This window comes from Pseudomonas fluorescens group sp. (assembly GCF_020093335.1).
Lineage (GTDB): Bacteria > Pseudomonadota > Gammaproteobacteria > Pseudomonadales > Pseudomonadaceae > Aquipseudomonas > Aquipseudomonas petroselini.
In genome coordinates this window covers 12,175-29,776 of sequence record NZ_JAIOKW010000034.1, presented here as the reverse complement: position 1 = coordinate 29,776, position 17,602 = coordinate 12,175, and the positions used below count along the sequence as shown (strand labels likewise).

The window sequence follows — 17,602 nt, the reverse complement described above, 5'->3', positions numbered from 1 at the left end:
CCCATGAACCCCGTTACCCACGCCCAGCTCGACTGGGATGAGCAAGGTCGCCCACACTCGCGGGTCTTCGACGATGTGTACTTCTCCGACAAGTCGGGCCTTGAAGAAACGCGCTACGTGTTCCTCGAACAGAACCGTTTGCAGGAGCGCTTCGCCGCCCTGCCGGCCCAGGGCCACTTGGTAATTGGCGAAACCGGTTTCGGCACGGGGTTGAATTTTCTCTGCGCCTGGCAGTTGTTCGAGCAACACGCCGTGGCCGGTGCCCGCCTGCATTTTGTCAGCGTGGAAAAGTACCCGCTGAGCCACGCCGACCTGCAGCGTGCCCTCGCCCTTTGGCCGGAACTGCAGCCGTTTGCCGATCAGTTGCTGGCGCAGTACATCGCCATTCATCAAGGCTTCCAACGGCTGGTGTTGGCTCACGGCCGCGTGACGCTGACGCTGCTGATCGGCGACGCCCTGGAACAATTGCCCCAACTGGACGCCCAGGTCGACGCCTGGTTTCTCGACGGGTTTGCCCCGGCCAAGAACCCCGACATGTGGACCGCCGAGCTGTTTGCCGAACTGGCGCGGCTGGCGGCCCCCGGCTCGACCATCAGCACCTTTACCAGTACCGGCTGGGTGCGCCGCTTGATCAACGCCGCCGGCTTCAAGATGAAGCGCACGCCGGGCATCGGCCACAAGTGGGAAATCCTGCGCGGCGAGTTTCTCGGCTGGCCCGCCGAAACGCCCGCGCCGGAAGCTATCAAACCCTGGTTTGCCCGCCCCGCGCCGCCGCCCGGCGCGCGCACGGCCCTGGTGATCGGCGGCGGCCTGGCCGGCTGCACGAGCGCCGCCAGCCTGGCGGCGCGCGGCTGGCAGGTGACGCTGCTGGAGCGTCACGCGGCGCTGGCGCAGGAAGCCTCGGGTAACCCGCAGGGCGTGCTGTACCTCAAGCTTTCGGCGCATGGCACGGCGCTGTCGCAATTGATCCTCAGCGGCTTCGGCCATACCCGCCGGCTGCTCGAACACCTGCACCGTGGCGTCGACTGGGACGGTTGCGGCGTGCTGCAACTGGCGTTTAATGCCAAGGAGGCCGAACGCCAGGCGCAGCTGGCCCAAGCCTTCGCGCCGGAGCTTTTGCACGTGCTGGATCAGGCGCAGGCCCAGGCGCGCGCCGGCGTCGCCTTGGAACACGGCGGGCTGTTTTTCCCCGAAGGCGGCTGGGTGCATCCGCCGGCACTGTGTGAGTGGCAAGCGTCACATCCGCTGATCACGCTGTTGCAGCATCGCGAGGCCCTTGAGTTGCGCCAGGCCGATGGCCAATGGCACGCCCACGACGGTCACACCCTGCTGGCCAGCGCCAGCGTGGTGGTGCTGGCCGGCGCCGCCGAGATCAACCGCTTCCCGGTCAGCGCCGAGCTGCCCCTCAAACGCATTCGCGGGCAAATCAGCCGCCTGCCGCAAACCCCGCAAAGCCAGGCACTGGCCACGGTGGTGTGCGCCGAGGGTTACGTCGCGCCTGCGCGCTTGGGGGAACATACGCTCGGCGCCAGCTTCAACTTCGCCAGCGAAGACCTCACCCCCAGCACCGCCGAACACCTCGGTAACCTGCAGATGTTGCGGGAAATCTCCGTTGACCTGCTGCAACGCCTGCACGCCGACACCCTTGACCCCGAGCACCTGCAAGGCCGTGCGGCCTTTCGCTGCACCAGCCCCGACTATCTACCGATTGTCGGGCCACTGGCCAACCGCGAGGCGTTCCACCTGGCCTACGCGGCGCTGCGCAAGGATGCTCGGCAAGTCCCGGACATTGCCTGCCCCTGGCTCGATGGCCTGTATATCAACAGCGGGCACGGCTCACGGGGCCTCATCACCGCCCCGCTGGCGGCAGAGCTGCTGGCCGCCTGGCTGAATGACGAACCGCTGCCCGTCCCCTCCAGCGTCGCCCACGCCTGCCACCCCAACCGTTTTGCCCTGCGGGGATTGATCCGGGGCACGTCCTGAGGGTTTTACACACTGCACGCCTGGGCAAGTCGCTCGACGGTCTCCAGGGCATCCTGCGTCAAGCTGTTCGCCAAGCTATCCAGCGACGCCCTGCGTTCAACCTGTAACGCAACGGTGTCATCAAGGTAGCTGTCGTCATTCACCGAAAGCGTATCCAGGCGCGTGCTGAAGCGGTCTTCGACGGCCTGGAACTCGGTGACGTATTGGCGTCTCAAGTACTCCAGCCAGTAGCTCTGGTCCGCAATAAATGTGGCCAGGCTCGATGACATCTCCCGTGTGGTGACTTGCTGCACCGCCTCCTGGATATCTTCATCGCTGACACCACCCACGTGCTGATAGGCAATGTTGGAGGACTGCCCAGGCAAATCCAGCGTCTCGGCCAGCCGACTGCGGTACACCAGCCGAACCTGCAGTTTGTCGATCACTTTATTGCGCAGGCTGTAGTCGTCGGAAATCATGTCCAACTGCGCCATGCGAAACAGCTGGCGCCCCAGTTTCAACTGTGTCGCCACATCGAGCTGATCGGGCTGGATCAGACCCGCCTCGCCCACGGCCTGGTCAAGCAACACGGCGACCTCCATCTCACTGAAACAGTAGGCCGCGCCATCGATGCAATTGGGCAGCCCCTCTGGAAGGCTGAACAGAAAATCGCGCAGTTTATGGTCCTTTGCCGCGGCATCCAGTACCCCCCAGACCCGGCGTCGCAATTCGACCGGCACCTGCCGGAATTCATTGGAGCGGGTCATCTGGCGTATCACGCTGAAGAACGCTTCGGAATTCCATTCGTCTCGCAACTTTTGCCACGTGTCCTGGCGCTGCAAATAGGTCGCGGCTGAATCACCTTGCACCAGCGCTTCCCTGGCGAACTGTTCGCTGAGCATGCCGATCTCGTCGTCCATCAGGCCCATTCCCACTCCCGTGCGCTGCTGGTACGCCTTGAGTTTTGCCAGGCTGCGCGAGGAGACGGGGTTATGCGACAGGTGAATTTTTTCGGTGACCGCAATCGGGGCACTGAACAGCGCCTCGGGCAGCTCGACGATATCGTTGCCCTCCAGCATGGCGCTTTCTAAATGCAGGCGCGTCAGCAACCCAGAGGGCAGCTCTCGGGCCCGTGTTTCGCTCAGGTTCAGCTTACGCAATTGCTTCATGGCGCTCACATCCGGGGTTTCGCCTAACGGGTTTTTTGCCAGGTTCAAGGTGTGCAGGTTGCTCATGGCTGCCAACTTGAGCGCCGCCTGGCCGGAAAGATTGATCCGATTATTGGCCAGGCTCAACGACTCCAGCTTCGGCATATGGGACAACACCTCCGGCAACCAACGTATCTGGCTACCATCGAGCCGTAGCTCCCGCACGCTTTTGAAGGCTTTGAGAAAGTAGGCCACATCAGACTCCAGGGCCATGTTGCGCAGGGACAGAATCTGCACATGGTCGAATGCCATATCAGCCGGCCATATCGGCAAACGCCCCACGCGCATGTCGTCAAGCACCAGCCCCGGGTACGAAATCTGCCGATAGCTTTTCGCCCGAGTCATCTGGCTCCAACAATCGCGCAGCCGATCAGCGACCTGTTGCCGGCTTTGGCGATAGTCATGGGGGGACCCGCCCTGGCGCGGGACGGTCACCTCCTCACTGACCCAATCCTTGAGTGTGCGATCCAGTATTGCCTTTTGCCGATGGCGTTGCTCAAGGGCTCGGGCCCGTTCCAGATCCGTATTTCCCAGCCCTTTTAGAAACTCATCGACCTGTCGGTCGGTGAACTCGGGGTAGAGCTTTCGGACCTTGCGCACCATGCTACGGGTGTAGTGGATGGCCGTCCCAATGAGCGGTGAATCGGCCTGCACGCAGCTCGGTACCAAGCGCCGTGGCTTGCCTTCAAACGCCCACAGGGCGTCCGCGCGTCGGGTACTGGAAACGTCAAATAGCCGATAGCGCAACAATTCGGCGTTTACCCCGCTGGGCACGCTCACGCCCAATGCCGCGCGCTGTTCGGCAGGCATGGCCTGCAGCAGGGCCTGGTAGAAACCGGCGCCCCCCTCGCCTCCCTCGCCGAGTTTCTGGCCTGCGACGCCATACGCCTGAAAGTGGGTACCGGTCTGCACGACTACGTTACCCGGCTCTGCGCCTGGCGCCTCTGCGCTGGCAAGCAACGGACCTTTGAGCGAGCCTTCTCGCAACTGTACGGCCCCCTTGGCCGGCCAGCCGGGCATATGCGGCAATAATTGCGTGGATAAGCGCCATGTCTGCGCATCGGCCAGCGCCGGCAGATAAAAGCTGGTATTGATGCGGTCAAGGCGGATGCCGGCCTGGGCCTCCTTCGCCGCCTGCGAAAGGCTCAGGGGGACCTTGCGGGAATAGCGCAAATAGCTGCGATCGACACTGGAGGCGTTTTCGATCAACGCCTGGGCGACCCGTACCGGCAAGCCCGGCACCTGTTCCGCCAGCAGGGCCTGCCAGCCGCCGACAGGCTGGTCGTATTCCTGATAGAGCCGGTTAAACAGGGGTTGCCGGTTGGCTTTGAGCGACCGTGCCAAGCGTGCGGCCAGGAGCCGCGACTTGTCACCCGTCACTCCGTTGCCCAGCAATGTGTCCAGTTCCTGCGCAGACAAGCCATCGACCACGGTACGCAGCAGGTTGCCCGTGCCCAACTGATCCCGTGCGACGTGAATGCTGAGGGTTTCATCCACCCGGGCTTCGGCGGGGTACCTGACGACCTCGTTTGTGGTGTCATCCAACACTTTGATATAGCGCCCCTCTGGCCACTCACGCATCAGGGGCAACGCCTTGAGCTGCAGTTCATCGCTGGCAACGGTGGCGGTGCTGCGACTTTCCAACTGGGTAATCAGTTCGCTGATCGTGTGATCCAGGCGGAAGCGTTCCGCGCAATCGTTGAAACTGGCCGGCAACCGCAGATTGCGTCCGGCCAGTTGGCGCAGCGGCTCGACCTCGGTACCGGTTGCAATCAACGCCTGCTCCAGGCGTCGCGGCTCGACGGCCTCAATACGCGGCTCCAAGCGCCCGAGGGTGTACAACGCGCCCCAGTCCTCGGGACGCTCGTAGATATGTTTCCAACCACCCGCTCCGTTGTGCTCCACCGGGGGGGCAAAGGCATCGCTGCGCACCGGATGTCGGATGCGCCAACTGTCTATCTCGGGATCAAATGCCACCCGGTACGTCTGCCCGGTGTGCTTGATGAAGGACAGCCCATCCACGTTGTACACGACCTCGGCGTCGGACAACTGTTCGGAACCGATCCTCATGGGATGCTGGTAAGGCATCAGGGTCGACCGCCACAGACGGCGCTGACCATTGACGCTCTGCACGGCCTCAAAACTGTCGAAGAATTCCAGGCTGCGGGTAAAACTGCGTTTAACGGCACCCCCGACTGACACACCGGCGGAAAACAACACCATGTCCGCGAGGCTGTCCACCACAGCGCGCAAGTGTTCAAATGCCCGCACCTTATCCTTGTGCTGCCAGTCCTCCACGCCGTCGTAGACTTCACCGAGCATTTGCCCGATCGCCACTCCCATCATCAACTGGCCTATCACCGGGACGAAAAGGCCGGCGATATTGGCGATGGTCAACCCGGTGCTCAAGTAACCCAGGCGCCGCTCTTCACGCGCCTGCTCGTCAATGTCCTCGGTCGGCACGGCGAGTATCCGTGCGTCTTTCTGCATCTTGCCGATCAAGCTCTCGAAAAAGAACTGAAACAGCCCCTTGGTCATCGGGCATGCATCGATCACGCCCAATGACGAACGGCTGGAAAGTTCCTTGTAAAAATCCAGCCGGATCTCTTCGTCGAGATAACGAGAGAACGATTGGGCATAGGCTTGCACTTTCAAGGTATCGGACAAGTAGGTCTGAAAAGCCTCAAAGCTCGTGTATTCATAGAGGGGCCGGTACAGGTCTCCGGGCATGTAGACGACGCAGGGGGTTTGGGGGTGTTTGTCGATCGGTTCAGCGGAAAAAACCACGACGCCCCAAATGCAGGCGTCGAGTATTTTCAAACCCTGCCAAACCAGCGGCGTGTCGCGGTAACGCACGGCCTCCACCTGCTCGCGCGTGATGTCTTCGCCATTGTGGGTCAGCGCCAGCAACATGCCATAAGCCTCGACACCGATGACGCCCTGGGAGTAGGCGATAAAAACGTCGGTGCGCATTTCATGCACTTTCAAGCGCTTGATATCAGTCGCATCCGGGTTGTACACCGACTCCTGCGCCTGGGGCGTCAACAGGTTGATCGACGCTTTCAGGTGTTTCTGGTAACGATCGCCCAGGTTCAACTTCCGGCAAAACCGCACAAAACCTGCCGCGCTGATATCAACGACAACCGTCGGGGTACCGCCTTGATGAATATTGGCATTGGGCGCAAGCACCACCGTACGCGTCTCGTCCTCCGAGAAGTTGCGCATGGCTGCCTCGAGCAGCGTCTGTTTTTCCACGCTGTAGGTCACGTAGCGTTGGGGATGCGGCAAGATCGCATCCACCTTCACATGGGCTCGCTTGATCCACAACTCGTCAGACTCGACATTCAGTGACACGCCGTACTCGGACAACAACGCAGCGGTCAACGTCTCGACACAAAACCGCTTCAGGCTTTTCAGCCGGGCAAAAATCCTTCTGACCTTGTCGTCATAAGGGCCAGCGCTCTTAAAGTTATCCTCCATTTGCGCCAATACCTGAGGTTTAGCCTTGTACATCCAGCTCGGTATTTTTTGGTGCAGTACGTCGGCTTTGTCCAAGTCGCCGGTCAGTTGTAAAAGAGCCGCCAGCTTCATCTCGGGGCTCAAGGGTTGGGGAGTGGCAGGGGTCACTGCAGGCATAGCAATCGTCCGTATGGCGGGTATTTCGCCAGACCTTATCAACGGGCTCAAGGCTATTGCGCCTAGCTATCTAACACCCCTCCCTTGGCTCATTAGCGCACTGATGCCCAATCGCCTTATAACCGATCGTTCTAAAACTCCCATCCACCACACGGGTCAGTTTCTCAACGCCCGGCCTTTTTGGCGTGCGGTATTTCATCCCTCCCCAACGGAAAAACCGGTAAGGAATTTATGTGCGGATTAGCTGGAGAGTTACGTTTCGATGCCCAACCTGCCGACCTGGCAGCTATTGAGCGCATCACCCATCACTTGGCCCCGCGTGGGCCTGACGCCTGGGGCTTTCATGCCCAGGGGCCTGTGGCGCTGGGCCATCGGCGCTTGAAAATCATGGACCTGTCGGATGGCTCTGCCCAACCGATGGTCGACGCCCAACTGGGGCTGTCCCTGGCGTTCAACGGCGCGATCTACAACTTCCCTGAACTGAGAGAAGAGCTGGAAGCCCTCGGCTACGCCTTCTACTCCGGCGGCGACACCGAAGTGCTGCTCAAGGGTTATCACGCCTGGGGCGAAGCGCTGCTGCCCAAGCTCAATGGCATGTTCGCGTTCGCCATCTGGGAACGTGATGCCCAACGCCTGTTTATTGCCCGTGACCGTCTGGGCGTGAAGCCGCTGTACCTGTCGCGCACCGGCCAGCGCATGCGCTTTGCGTCGGCCTTGCCGGCGCTGCTCAAAGGCGGGGATATCAACCCGATCCTCGATCCGGTGGCACTCAATCACTACTTGAACTTCCACGCCGTGGTGCCCGCGCCGCGTACCTTGCTGGCAGGCATCGAAAAACTGCCGCCGGCGAGCTGGATGCGCATCGACGCCAACGGCAAGACCGAGCAGAAAACCTGGTGGACCCTGCCCTACGGCCCGCATGACGACGAACGCAACCTGAGCCTGGAAGACTGGACTGACCGCGTACTCGACAGCACCCGCGAAGCCGTGGCCATCCGCCAACGCGCCGCCGTGGATGTCGGCGTGCTGCTGTCCGGCGGCGTCGATTCGAGCATGCTCGTGGGCTTGCTGCGTGAAGTCGGCGTGCAAGATCTGTCGACCTTCTCCATCGGCTTTGAAGACGCCGGTGGCGAGCGTGGCGACGAGTTCCAGTACTCGGACCTGATCGCCAAGCACTACGGCACCCGTCATCATCAATTGCGCATCGCCGAAAGCGAGATCATCGAGCAACTCCCGGCGGCGTTCCGTGCCATGAGCGAGCCGATGGTCAGCCATGACTGCATCGCTTTCTACCTGTTGTCACGGGAAGTGGCCAAGCATTGCAAAGTGGTGCAGAGCGGCCAGGGCGCCGACGAACTGTTTGCCGGTTACCACTGGTACCCGCAGGTGGACGGCGCCGCCGATCCCTACGCCGCGTATCGCGATGCGTTTTTCGACCGCAGCTACGACGACTATGCCGCCACCGTCGCGCCAAAATGGCTGACCGCCAACGACGCCGCCGGTGACTTCGTGCGCGAGCACTTCGCCATGCCCGGCGCGGATGCGGCAGTGGACAAAGCCCTGCGCCTGGATAGCACGGTCATGCTGGTGGACGACCCGGTCAAACGCGTCGACAACATGACCATGGCCTGGGGCCTGGAAGCGCGTACGCCGTTCCTCGACTACCGCTTGGTTGAGCTGTCGGCCCGTGTACCCGGCAAATTCAAGTTGCCCGACGGCGGCAAGCAGGTGTTGAAAGAGGCTGCGCGCCGGGTGATCCCGAGCGAAGTGATCGACCGCAAGAAAGGTTACTTCCCCGTGCCAGGCCTCAAACACTTGCAGGGCGATACGCTGAACTGGGTGCGTGAATTGTTGCTGGACCCGAGCCAGGATCGCGGCCTGTTCAATCCCGCCATGCTCGACCGCTTGCTGACCGACCCGCAAGGCCAATTGACCCCGCTGCGCGGCTCCAAGCTGTGGCAACTGGCGGCGCTGAACCTGTGGCTCAGCGAACAAGGAATCTGAGTAATGAAACCTCTCGCAGCGGCTTACAGCCAACGCTTGTTGAAGGGCCAGGCGCCGACCTATGAGCGCCTGCAGGCCCGCCTGGCGGAAGATGGCAGCCCCTTGGCCGCCGAGCCGATTGCCGTGCATTGCGGATGGGGCCGCTTGTTGATCGGGCACACCTTTCCCGATCCGGCGACCCTGGCCCAGGAACTGCTGAATGAACAGCCGGGCGAGCGCGACATCGCACTCTATGTGGCTGCACCGCAGCAGATTCTCGGGATCGATCCGCAGCAACTGTTCCTCGACCCGTCAGACACGCTGCGCCTGTGGTTCACCGACTATCGGCCGGCCACCCGGGTATTTCGCGGGTTCCGCATTCGTCGGGTGCAGACCGAAGCCGATTGGCTGGCCGTCAACCAGCTCTACCAAGGACGCGGCATGTTGCCCGTCGACGCCGAACGCCTTACGCCGCGCCATGCCGGTGGGCCTGTCTACTGGCTGGCGGAAGATGAAGACAGCGGCGCGGTGATCGGCAGCGTCATGGGCCTCAACCACCAGAAAGCCTTTCATGACCCGGAAAACGGCTGCAGCCTGTGGTGCCTGGCCGTGGACCCGCAGTGCACCCGCCCTGGCGTGGGTGAGGTGCTGGTGCGCCACTTGGTGGAACACTTCATGAGCCGTGGCCTGAGCTACTTGGACCTGTCCGTGCTGCACGATAACCGCCAGGCCAAGAACCTTTACGCCAAGCTGGGGTTCAGGGCGCTGACCACCTTTGCGATCAAACGTAAGAACGGCATCAACCAGCCGCTGTTTCTCGGCCCGGGTCCGCAGGCAGGCTTTAACCCTTATGCCCGGATCATCGTCGAAGAAGCGCATCGGCGCGGTATCGATGTGCAGGTGGATGACGCCGACGCGGGCTTATTCACCCTCAGTCACGGGGGGCGCCGTGTGCGTTGCCGTGAGTCGTTGAGCGACCTGACCAGCGCCATCAGCATGACCTTGTGCCAGGACAAGAGCCTGACCCACAAAGTGCTCAAGGCGGCCGGTTTGAAACTGCCGTCGCAACAACTGGCGGGCAGCGCCGATGACAACCTGGAGTTCCTCGACGAGCACCAGCGCGTCGTCGTCAAGCCGCTGGACGGTGAGCAAGGCCAGGGCGTGGCGGTGGATTTGCAGAGCATCGAAGAGGTGCAGCAGGCGATTGAAGCGGCGCGCCAGTTTGACAGCCGTGTGCTGCTGGAAAGCTTTCATGAAGGCCTGGACCTGCGCATCCTGGTGATCGGTTTCGAGGTGGTTGCGGCTGCGATTCGTCGTCCTGCGGAAGTGACCGGTGACGGTCAACATTCCATCGGCGCGTTGATCGAAGCCCAGAGCCGTCGTCGCCAGGCGGCGACTGATGGCGAAAGCAAAATCCCTGTCGACGCCGAAACCGAACGCACCCTGCACGCCGCCGGCTACGACTACAGCAGCATCCTGCCACGTGGCAAAACCCTGGCCGTGCGCCGTACCGCCAACCTGCACACCGGCGGTTGCCTGGAAGACGTCACCGCCATCCTGCACCCCACGCTGGTGGACGCCGCCGTACGCGCCGCCCGCGCCCTGGACATCCCCATGGTCGGCCTGGACCTGATGGTGCCTGCCGCCGACCAGCCCGAGTACGTGTTTATCGAAGCTAACGAACGGGCCGGCCTGGCCAATCATGAACCGCAGCCTACCGCGGAAAAATTTGTGGATTTGCTGTTTCCCCATAGCTGAACGATCCGAACCCCAGGAGTCTTTATGAGCCGAACCATCCCAGAACCGGATCTGAATTACCTGCAAAAAGTCCTACTGGAAATGCTCGCCATTCCCAGCCCCACCGGATTCACCGACACCATCGTGCGGTATGTCGCCGAGCGCCTGGAAGAACTGGGCATTCCCTTCGAAATGACCCGGCGCGGCACCATCCGCGCCACCCTCAAGGGCCAGAAAAACAGCCCTGACCGTGCGGTGTCCGCCCACTTGGACACCATCGGCGCCGCCGTGCGTGCGATCAAGGACAACGGCCGCCTGAGCCTGGCGCCCGTAGGTTGCTGGTCGAGCCGGTTTGCCGAAGGCAGCCGCGTCAGCCTGTTTACCGATAATGGCGTGATCCGTGGCAGCGTGTTGCCGTTGATGGCCTCCGGGCACGCGTTCAACACCGCCGTGGATGAAATGCCGGTGAGTTGGGACCACGTCGAGTTGCGCCTCGACGCCTACTGCGCGACCCGTGCCGATTGCGACTCCCTGGGCATTGGTATCGGCGACTATGTGGCCTTCGACCCGCTGCCGGAATTCACCGAGAGCGGGCACATCAGCGCCCGCCACCTGGACGACAAGGCCGGCGTCGCCGCCCTGCTCGCCGCGCTCAAGGCCATCGTCGACAGTGGCGAGCCCTTGCTGATCGACTGCCACCCGCTGTTCACCATCACCGAGGAGACCGGCAGTGGCGCAGCGGCCGCCCTGCCCTGGGACGTGAGTGAATTTGTCGGCATCGATATCGCTCCGGTCGCTCCCGGCCAGCACTCCAGCGAGCATGCGGTGAGCGTGGCCATGCAGGACTCCGGCGGGCCGTATGACTATCACCTGTCCCGTCACTTGCTACGTTTGGCGTCTGACCACGAACTGCCGGTGCGCCGCGACCTGTTCCGCTATTACTTCAGCGATGCGCACTCGGCCGTGACCGCCGGGCACGACATCCGCACTGCACTGCTGGCGTTCGGTTGCGATGCGACCCACGGCTATGAGCGCACCCATATCGACAGCCTCGCGGCGCTGAGTCGCCTGTTGGGCGCCTACATTCTCAGCCCGCCGGTGTTCGCCAGCGATGCGCAACCGGCCCAGGGCTCGCTGGATCGGTTCAGTCATCAGATCGAGCACGAGACGCAGATGGAGAGCGACACACGCGTGCCCTCGGTGGACAGCCTGGTCGGCAATAAGTCCTGACGCTGGCAACTCTGATCCCGGCGCAGTAGGATCGCCGGGATCCATCACCCGAGGCTTGTATGCTGATTCCCTACGATGCACTTGAAGTCGACACGCTGACGCGCCTGATCGAAGACTTCGTCACCCGTGACGGCACCGACAATGGTGACGACACGCCCCTGGAGACCCGCGTGCTGCGCGTACGCCAGGCGCTCACCAAGGGGCAGGCGCTGATCGTGTTCGACCCGGACAGCGAGCAGTGCCAGTTGATGCTCAAGCACGACGTGCCCAAGCATCTGTTCGACTGAGATCAGAGATTGGGCACCGGCACCGGATGGGTCGTGGCGCCCAGCCGATCGCGGATCTTCTGGTAGACCTCGGCACGGTGTACATGCACCCCGTTCGGCGCCTCCACACCGAATTTCACTTGGCTGCCGTTCAATTCAAGAATGTGTACGGCGATGTCATCACCGATAGAGATGACTTCGCCTACGGCGCGGCTTAAGACCAGCATGGCGGATGTCCTTATTAGCAATGAAAGGACCTCGACCATGCGCGCTCGGTGTCGGAGCATCAATGGCTTGCGACGAAATCAGGCAGGCCCTACGTACGCAGGTAAATTGCCTGACAGACCACTACCGGCTCAGGCCTTGGCAGCCTGAGCCTTGGCGCGCATCTTGTCGGCCATGCTGGTCATTTCGTCATAGAGCAACTGCGGATTCTTCTGCTTCAACGCCCAGGCCATGCGCCCCTGTTCGTGGGGCAGGATCATGAACTCACCCGCCGCGACGCGTTGATAGATGTAATCGGCGATATCCGCCGCCGAGATCGGCGAACTCTCCAGCAGCTTGCCCACTTGGGCCTTCATCGCTGGGGTCGGTCCACGGAACGAGTCGAGCAGGTTGGTCTGGAAGAACGATGGGCAGACCACATGCACGCCGACCTCCTGTTGCTTGAGTTCCACCAGCAGGCTTTCCGACAGCGCTACCACGCCAGCCTTGGCCACGTTGTAGTTGCTCATCGCCGGCCCCTGCATCAGCGCGGCCATGGACGCGATGTTGATGATACGGCCCTTGCTCTTTTCCAGCAGCGGCAGGAACGCCTTGCACCCCTTGACCACGCCCATCAGGTTGATTGCGATCTGCCAGTCCCAGTCCTCCAGGGACAGTTCGGCAAAGAAGCCTCCCGAGGCGACGCCGGCATTGTTGACGATCACATCAACCCCGCCGAGCTTTACCTCGCAGGCTTGGGCGAATGCAGTGAGCTGGCTGTAGTCACGCACGTCGCAACGCTGGACGAAGCCATCACCCCCGGCTTCACGCACCAATTTGAGGGTTTCCTGCAGCCCCGGCTCGCTGACATCCGACAAGGCCAACTGCCAACCCTCGCGGGCCCAACGCAGCGCGATTTCACGACCCAGGCCGGACCCGGCGCCAGTGATCATCATGCGATTTTGCATAGAAAGTTGCCTTGTGGTTCACGGAAGAAGTGACCGGCAGTGTAGCGAAGGTTTTTCCAGCACCCACCCACCATCAGATTGATGAATGCCCCTGGCAAACCAGCGGCTGGGTCGGAGGGTTGCGTATAGCCTAAGTTCAATATTTTTCAACTAATCGGGCGCAGTTGCGAACTGCATTAAAAGAAATAAGCAAGTGTGCGAAATGCTTTAAAAAAATACTGAATTTTCCACCAGGGGCACCAGTCGGAGTTGTTAAGGCGTTCGTTATTAAACTGCGGGCCTATCGTTAAATAACCGGTCTTTGCAGAAGGCCAATAAGGAAAAAAAACCATGAGCCTCATTCTGATCATTATCTTGATCCTCCTGCTGGTCGGTGGTCTGCCAGTGTTCCCTCACTCGCGTAACTGGGGTTATGGCCCGTCGGGCATCCTGGGTGTGGTACTGGTGGTCCTGCTGGTGCTGTTGTTGCTCGGTCGGATATAAACGCCGGGCAAAAAAAAGAGGCCTTTTAAAGGCCTCTTTTTTATTGCCGGTTAATTAATCCGGCTTGCCGTCAATCACACCGGCGGTGTTATCCAACAGGCTCTTGGTAGCCGTCTGCAGGAACGACTCAAGTTTCTGCCTCAGTGCCGCCTCGTCCGGCGATTCAGCAATCACTTTACCGGTCGGGTTGGCGCCCAGTTCGTATTCCCACAGCTTCGGTGGCATTTCCTTGGGCAGTACCAGTACACGGTCGCCGGTGAGCAATGCCACGGTCTGGTCGCTGCCCGATGGCTTGATCACGCCGAAACCTTTATCGCCTTCCGGCAGGTTCAACAGGTCACGGCCCCAGCACTGGTGCAGGGTCTCGCCGCCCAGGCGCCCCATGATGGTCGGCACGATGTCGATCTGAGTACCGACGGTATGGTTGCGCTCGCCGAACTTCTCCTGCATGCCCGGTGCGATCATCAGCATCGGCACGTTGAAGCGGCCCAGGTCCATTTCGGTGATTTGCTGCTCGTTGCCGAAGCCGTGGTCGCCGACGATCACGAACAGGGTTTCCTTGAAATACGGCTCTTTGCGGGCTTTCTCAAAGAACTGACCCAGGGCCCAGTCGGAGTAGCGCATCGCGGTCAAATGCTCGTCGAGGCTGCCACGGCCAGTGACTTTGTCCACCGGCAACGGGGTCGGCAAAGCGTACGGCGTGTGGTTGGACAGGGTTTGCAGCAACGCGTAGAACGGCTTGCCGCCTTCACGGGCTTTCAACTCTTCCAGGCCACGGTTGAACATGTCCTGATCGGACACGCCCCAGGTGGGGTCAGAGAACACCGGGTCGACAAAGTCGTTGCGACCGATGAAATTGGTCATGCCCTGGTTGCTGAAGAAGCCCGACTGGTTGTCCCAGGCGAAGTCACCGTTGTAGACATACACGTCGTCAAACTTGCGTGCGCTGAGCAACTGCGGCAGGCCCGACAGCTTGTGGCTGCCTTCCGGGGTCTGCATCAGGTATTCGAAGGCCGGCAGGTTCGGGAAGCACGCCATGGTCGCGAACATACCTTGGTGGGTATGGGTGCCGTTGGAGAAGAAGCGGTCGAACAGCAGGCCTTCCTTGGACAGTTTGTCGAAGTACGGCGTGATATTGCCCGGACGACCCAGCGCCCCCACCGAGTGACCGGCGAAGCTTTCCATCAGGATCACCACGACGTTTTTGATCGGCAGGGTTTTCTCGGCCGGTGGCGTGAACTCGCGGCGCACGGCGGCGGTGTCGGTATCCACCAGTTTTTCCGTCGGCAGCACCAGCATGTCGCGCACGGTCTGGGTTGCCAGCGGCTGCTCCAGCGTGGCTTTCCAGGTGTTATCCCGATGTTCCGAGAAGCGAGCCTTGGCCGCGCCGATCAGCGACAGCGTGCCATTGAGGCCCAACTGGTTGGCGAAGTTCGAGTCGGTGGTGTACACGTCACCCCAACGCAGCGGCGGGCCCTGGCGCAGGGTGCCACGGGCGGCGACCACGGCGATCAGCAGGCAGACCACGAACACCGCGATGCGCGAGTACCACGGCGCGACCTGGCGGGTGCCGATGCTGCCACCGCTGAAGGGGCCGCGCGGGCGTGTCGCACGGTCGGCACCTTTGAACGCCATGCTGAGGATCAGCGTGCCCACGGCCCAGGCCAGCAGGTAGCGCACCACCGGGAAACCGTACCAGAGCATGCTCATCACGGTTTTCGGGTCTTCCTTCACGTACTGGAAGACCAGGCCGTTGAGGCGCTGGTGGAACTCACGGTAGAAGTCCATTTCCATCAGGCCCAGGAACAGGGCGATGCTGGACGCCACGGTCAGCCAGAAACGAAAGAACCCGCGGGCTGCCATTGCCCGTACGCTGAACAGTGCCAGCAGCAACGGAATGATCAGGTACACCACCAGACGCAGGTCCAGGCGCAGGCCGTTGGCGAACGCTTCAAGGAAGGTCGAGGCCGGCGTATCGAGGATCATCTCGCGGTTGTAGACCAGCAGCGCCAGGCGCAGCAGGGAGAACATCACCATCATGACCAGTGCGCAGAGCAGCGTGTATGCCAGATGGGATTTGACGGTCGGTTGCAGCAGGCGATTAGAAGCTCGCTGCTGACTCAGGGCGTCCGGGTTTGCCATGTCGTTTCAGGACCCATTGGAAGTTTAAGTGACGAAGTGGTGCAGTGGCGCGAATGGTGCCCGATCAATCACAGCAAGGCTATTAATTACTGAACGAGCAGCGCCGTCCCGCGTTTAAGACACCTTGAGGCAGGGCCTTGGCAGGGAGATTCAACCGGCGAATTGTCTTGGATAAGATGTGAAAATTGTGTGCAGCGAATATTTCGATACACAAATCTCAGGGGTGTGGTGAGGGTTTACTGTAGATCGGATGGGGCTGCTTCGCAGCCCAGCGCGGGGCAAGCCCGCTCACCACAACAAGCCCGCTCACCACAACAAGCGCGGTCGCCACAGCGAGCCCGCGCCTACATGGATTGTGCTCACTCTAGAGCCGCACATTTCCACGTGGCCCGGCGATCGCCCAGATGATCAGGCCCAGCACCGGCAGCAGGAGGATCAACAGGATCCACAGCACCTTGGCGCCCGTGCTCGCGCCGCTTTTGAATACGTTGATGATCGCCCAGATATCCAGCGCCAGGATGATCAGCCCGATCAAGCCATTAAAAGTGGAACCCATGGTGTTGCTCCTAAAGTGAGGGCATGCACCTTTAGGATAGCCAGCCCTGGCCGGGGTTCCGTTTTATTTCAGACGTGGACGGCAACTTTCAGCGCTTCCAGGGAGGGTTCGGCCTTGATGCCGACTTCGGCACACAGCTCGAGCACGCGCGGCAGGTCGTTACCGTAGACCAACACGGCCTGGATCTCGTCATCCAACGGTTGGCTGAAGTTGAGCAGCACATAGCCGCCGTCTTCCGGGCTGAGCGCGCTCATCTGGATCTGGATACGGTTCAGGGCCGTCAGGGCTTCGGTCTTGGCCAGTTGCTTGGGCGTGAGATTGAACGCCACGCCTGGGCCGAACGACGCGACGATCTGCGCGAACAGGTCGCCGTAGGTGTCGGCCTGGAACACCACGGTGTCCGGCAGGCTGCCAACCACGACCCACTCCCCCAACGGAATGGGGAATGTGTCGTCGTAGTTGATATCCGGGTTGGCCGCCAGAAACGCCACCGGGTCCGCGTAGGCCTGCGCCGCTTCATCGGCGATACGCGCCACCTCGTCCTCGCCCATGACGCCGGCGCTGATGTTGCTGATAAGTTCGACGAGGGCGGCTTTCATGGGGTGATCCTGTAGCGGGCTGGTTTTCGAGGGCGCAAAGCCTACACCAGTTTTTGCAATTGCGCCGCCGTATCCACCGCGCCCATGGTTTGCGCGGCGGCCAATGCCGTCGCGCCCTGGGCATCGGTGGCCTTGGGGTTGGCGCCCTGGCCGAGCAGGTAGTCGACCATTTCAACGCGATTGAACATCGCTGCCATCATCAACGCGGTACGGCCGTCGGAAGAGGCCGCCTCGACCGGCGTACCGCCTTCGATCAGCGCCTTGACCACTGGCAGGTTGCCCTTGAACGCCGCACCGGCGATCGGCAATTGGTTCTTGTCATTGGCGATCAGCGGATCGGCCTTGAATTCCAGCAGCACTTTTACCGCCTCGGCATGGCCGTGGTAGGCCGCGAGCATCAGCAAGGTGTCGCCATTGTGGTTACGAAAATTGGCCGGCAAGCCTTTGGCCAGCAACGCGGCGAGCATGGCGGCGTCGCCTTTGCGGGCAACGTCAAACACCTGCTCGGCAAATTCTGCGGCTTCGTCGTCGGTCATCTGTTTGGCTTGGTCTGACATGTGGGACGGCTCCGTGTGTGGTCCTTTATAGGCGCCCAGTGTCGCGATGGAGTTCCCACCTGTCATGGCTT

Annotated in this window: 13 protein-coding genes; 6 read left to right on the top strand and 7 right to left on the bottom strand. The window is 61.5% G+C overall.

The window, feature by feature from the left end; genetic code table 11:
• The first annotated feature begins 3 nt into the window (after nt 1-3).
• Complete coding sequence (mnmC, locus tag K7431_RS24695) at nt 4-1,983, top strand: bifunctional tRNA (5-methylaminomethyl-2-thiouridine)(34)-methyltransferase MnmD/FAD-dependent 5-carboxymethylaminomethyl-2-thiouridine(34) oxidoreductase MnmC (RefSeq protein ID WP_015885088.1); 1,980 nt, start codon at nt 4-6, stop codon at nt 1,981-1,983.
• Between the two features lie 5 nt (nt 1,984-1,988).
• Here mnmC and K7431_RS24690 read toward each other — a convergent pair whose 3' ends face one another.
• Complete coding sequence (locus K7431_RS24690) at nt 1,989-6,806, bottom strand: NEL-type E3 ubiquitin ligase domain-containing protein (RefSeq protein ID WP_080567209.1); 4,818 nt, start codon at nt 6,804-6,806, stop codon at nt 1,989-1,991.
• 231 nt (nt 6,807-7,037) lie between these two features.
• On the opposite strand from K7431_RS24690, the gene K7431_RS24685 reads away from it, so the two are divergent.
• The 4 genes from K7431_RS24685 to K7431_RS24670 are packed head-to-tail and all read left to right on the top strand — an operon-like array spanning nt 7,038 to nt 12,043.
• Nucleotides 7,038-8,810 carry an N-acetylglutaminylglutamine amidotransferase gene (locus tag K7431_RS24685; RefSeq protein ID WP_015885090.1) on the top strand — a complete coding sequence of 591 codons (1,773 nt, stop codon included), beginning with the start codon at nt 7,038-7,040 and terminating at the stop codon, nt 8,808-8,810.
• 3 nt (nt 8,811-8,813) lie between these two features.
• Entirely contained in the window at nt 8,814-10,547 is a 1,734-nt protein-coding gene (ngg, locus tag K7431_RS24680) for an N-acetylglutaminylglutamine synthetase (protein ID WP_015885091.1), read from the top strand.
• A gap of 24 nt (nt 10,548-10,571) precedes the next feature.
• The gene (locus K7431_RS24675) at nt 10,572-11,756 is read left to right on the top strand and encodes an osmoprotectant NAGGN system M42 family peptidase (protein WP_015885092.1); all 1,185 of its coding nucleotides are present in this window, start codon (nt 10,572-10,574) and stop codon (nt 11,754-11,756) included.
• A gap of 59 nt (nt 11,757-11,815) precedes the next feature.
• Nucleotides 11,816-12,043 carry a YheU family protein gene (locus tag K7431_RS24670; RefSeq protein ID WP_003236706.1) on the top strand — a complete coding sequence of 76 codons (228 nt, stop codon included), beginning with the start codon at nt 11,816-11,818 and terminating at the stop codon, nt 12,041-12,043.
• A gap of 2 nt (nt 12,044-12,045) precedes the next feature.
• Here K7431_RS24670 and csrA read toward each other — a convergent pair whose 3' ends face one another.
• Nucleotides 12,046-12,249, bottom strand: a complete 204-nt coding sequence (gene csrA, locus K7431_RS24665) for a carbon storage regulator CsrA (protein ID WP_015885093.1) — start codon at nt 12,247-12,249, stop codon at nt 12,046-12,048.
• Nucleotides 12,250-12,378: 129 nt separating this feature from the next.
• Nucleotides 12,379-13,194: an SDR family oxidoreductase gene (locus K7431_RS24660; protein WP_015885094.1), complete on the bottom strand. Its 816-nt coding sequence runs from the start codon at nt 13,192-13,194 to the stop codon at nt 12,379-12,381.
• Nucleotides 13,195-13,524: 330 nt separating this feature from the next.
• On the opposite strand from K7431_RS24660, the gene K7431_RS24655 reads away from it, so the two are divergent.
• Nucleotides 13,525-13,677: a DUF3309 family protein gene (locus K7431_RS24655; protein ID WP_015885095.1), complete on the top strand. Its 153-nt coding sequence runs from the start codon at nt 13,525-13,527 to the stop codon at nt 13,675-13,677.
• 54 nt (nt 13,678-13,731) lie between these two features.
• On the opposite strand, the gene K7431_RS24650 is transcribed toward K7431_RS24655, so the two are convergent.
• From K7431_RS24650 to K7431_RS24635, 4 genes are all read right to left on the bottom strand, one after another.
• A complete protein-coding gene (locus K7431_RS24650; RefSeq protein WP_015885096.1) occupies nt 13,732-15,819 on the bottom strand; it encodes an LTA synthase family protein in 2,088 nt (695 codons plus the stop codon).
• 364 nt (nt 15,820-16,183) lie between these two features.
• Entirely contained in the window at nt 16,184-16,375 is a 192-nt protein-coding gene (locus K7431_RS24645; RefSeq protein ID WP_015885097.1) for a PLDc N-terminal domain-containing protein, read from the bottom strand.
• 68 nt (nt 16,376-16,443) lie between these two features.
• Entirely contained in the window at nt 16,444-16,974 is a 531-nt protein-coding gene (locus K7431_RS24640; protein WP_015885098.1) for a hypothetical protein, read from the bottom strand.
• Between the two features lie 41 nt (nt 16,975-17,015).
• Complete coding sequence (locus K7431_RS24635) at nt 17,016-17,531, bottom strand: ankyrin repeat domain-containing protein (protein ID WP_015885099.1); 516 nt, start codon at nt 17,529-17,531, stop codon at nt 17,016-17,018.
• Between the last annotated feature and the right edge of the window lie 71 nt (nt 17,532-17,602).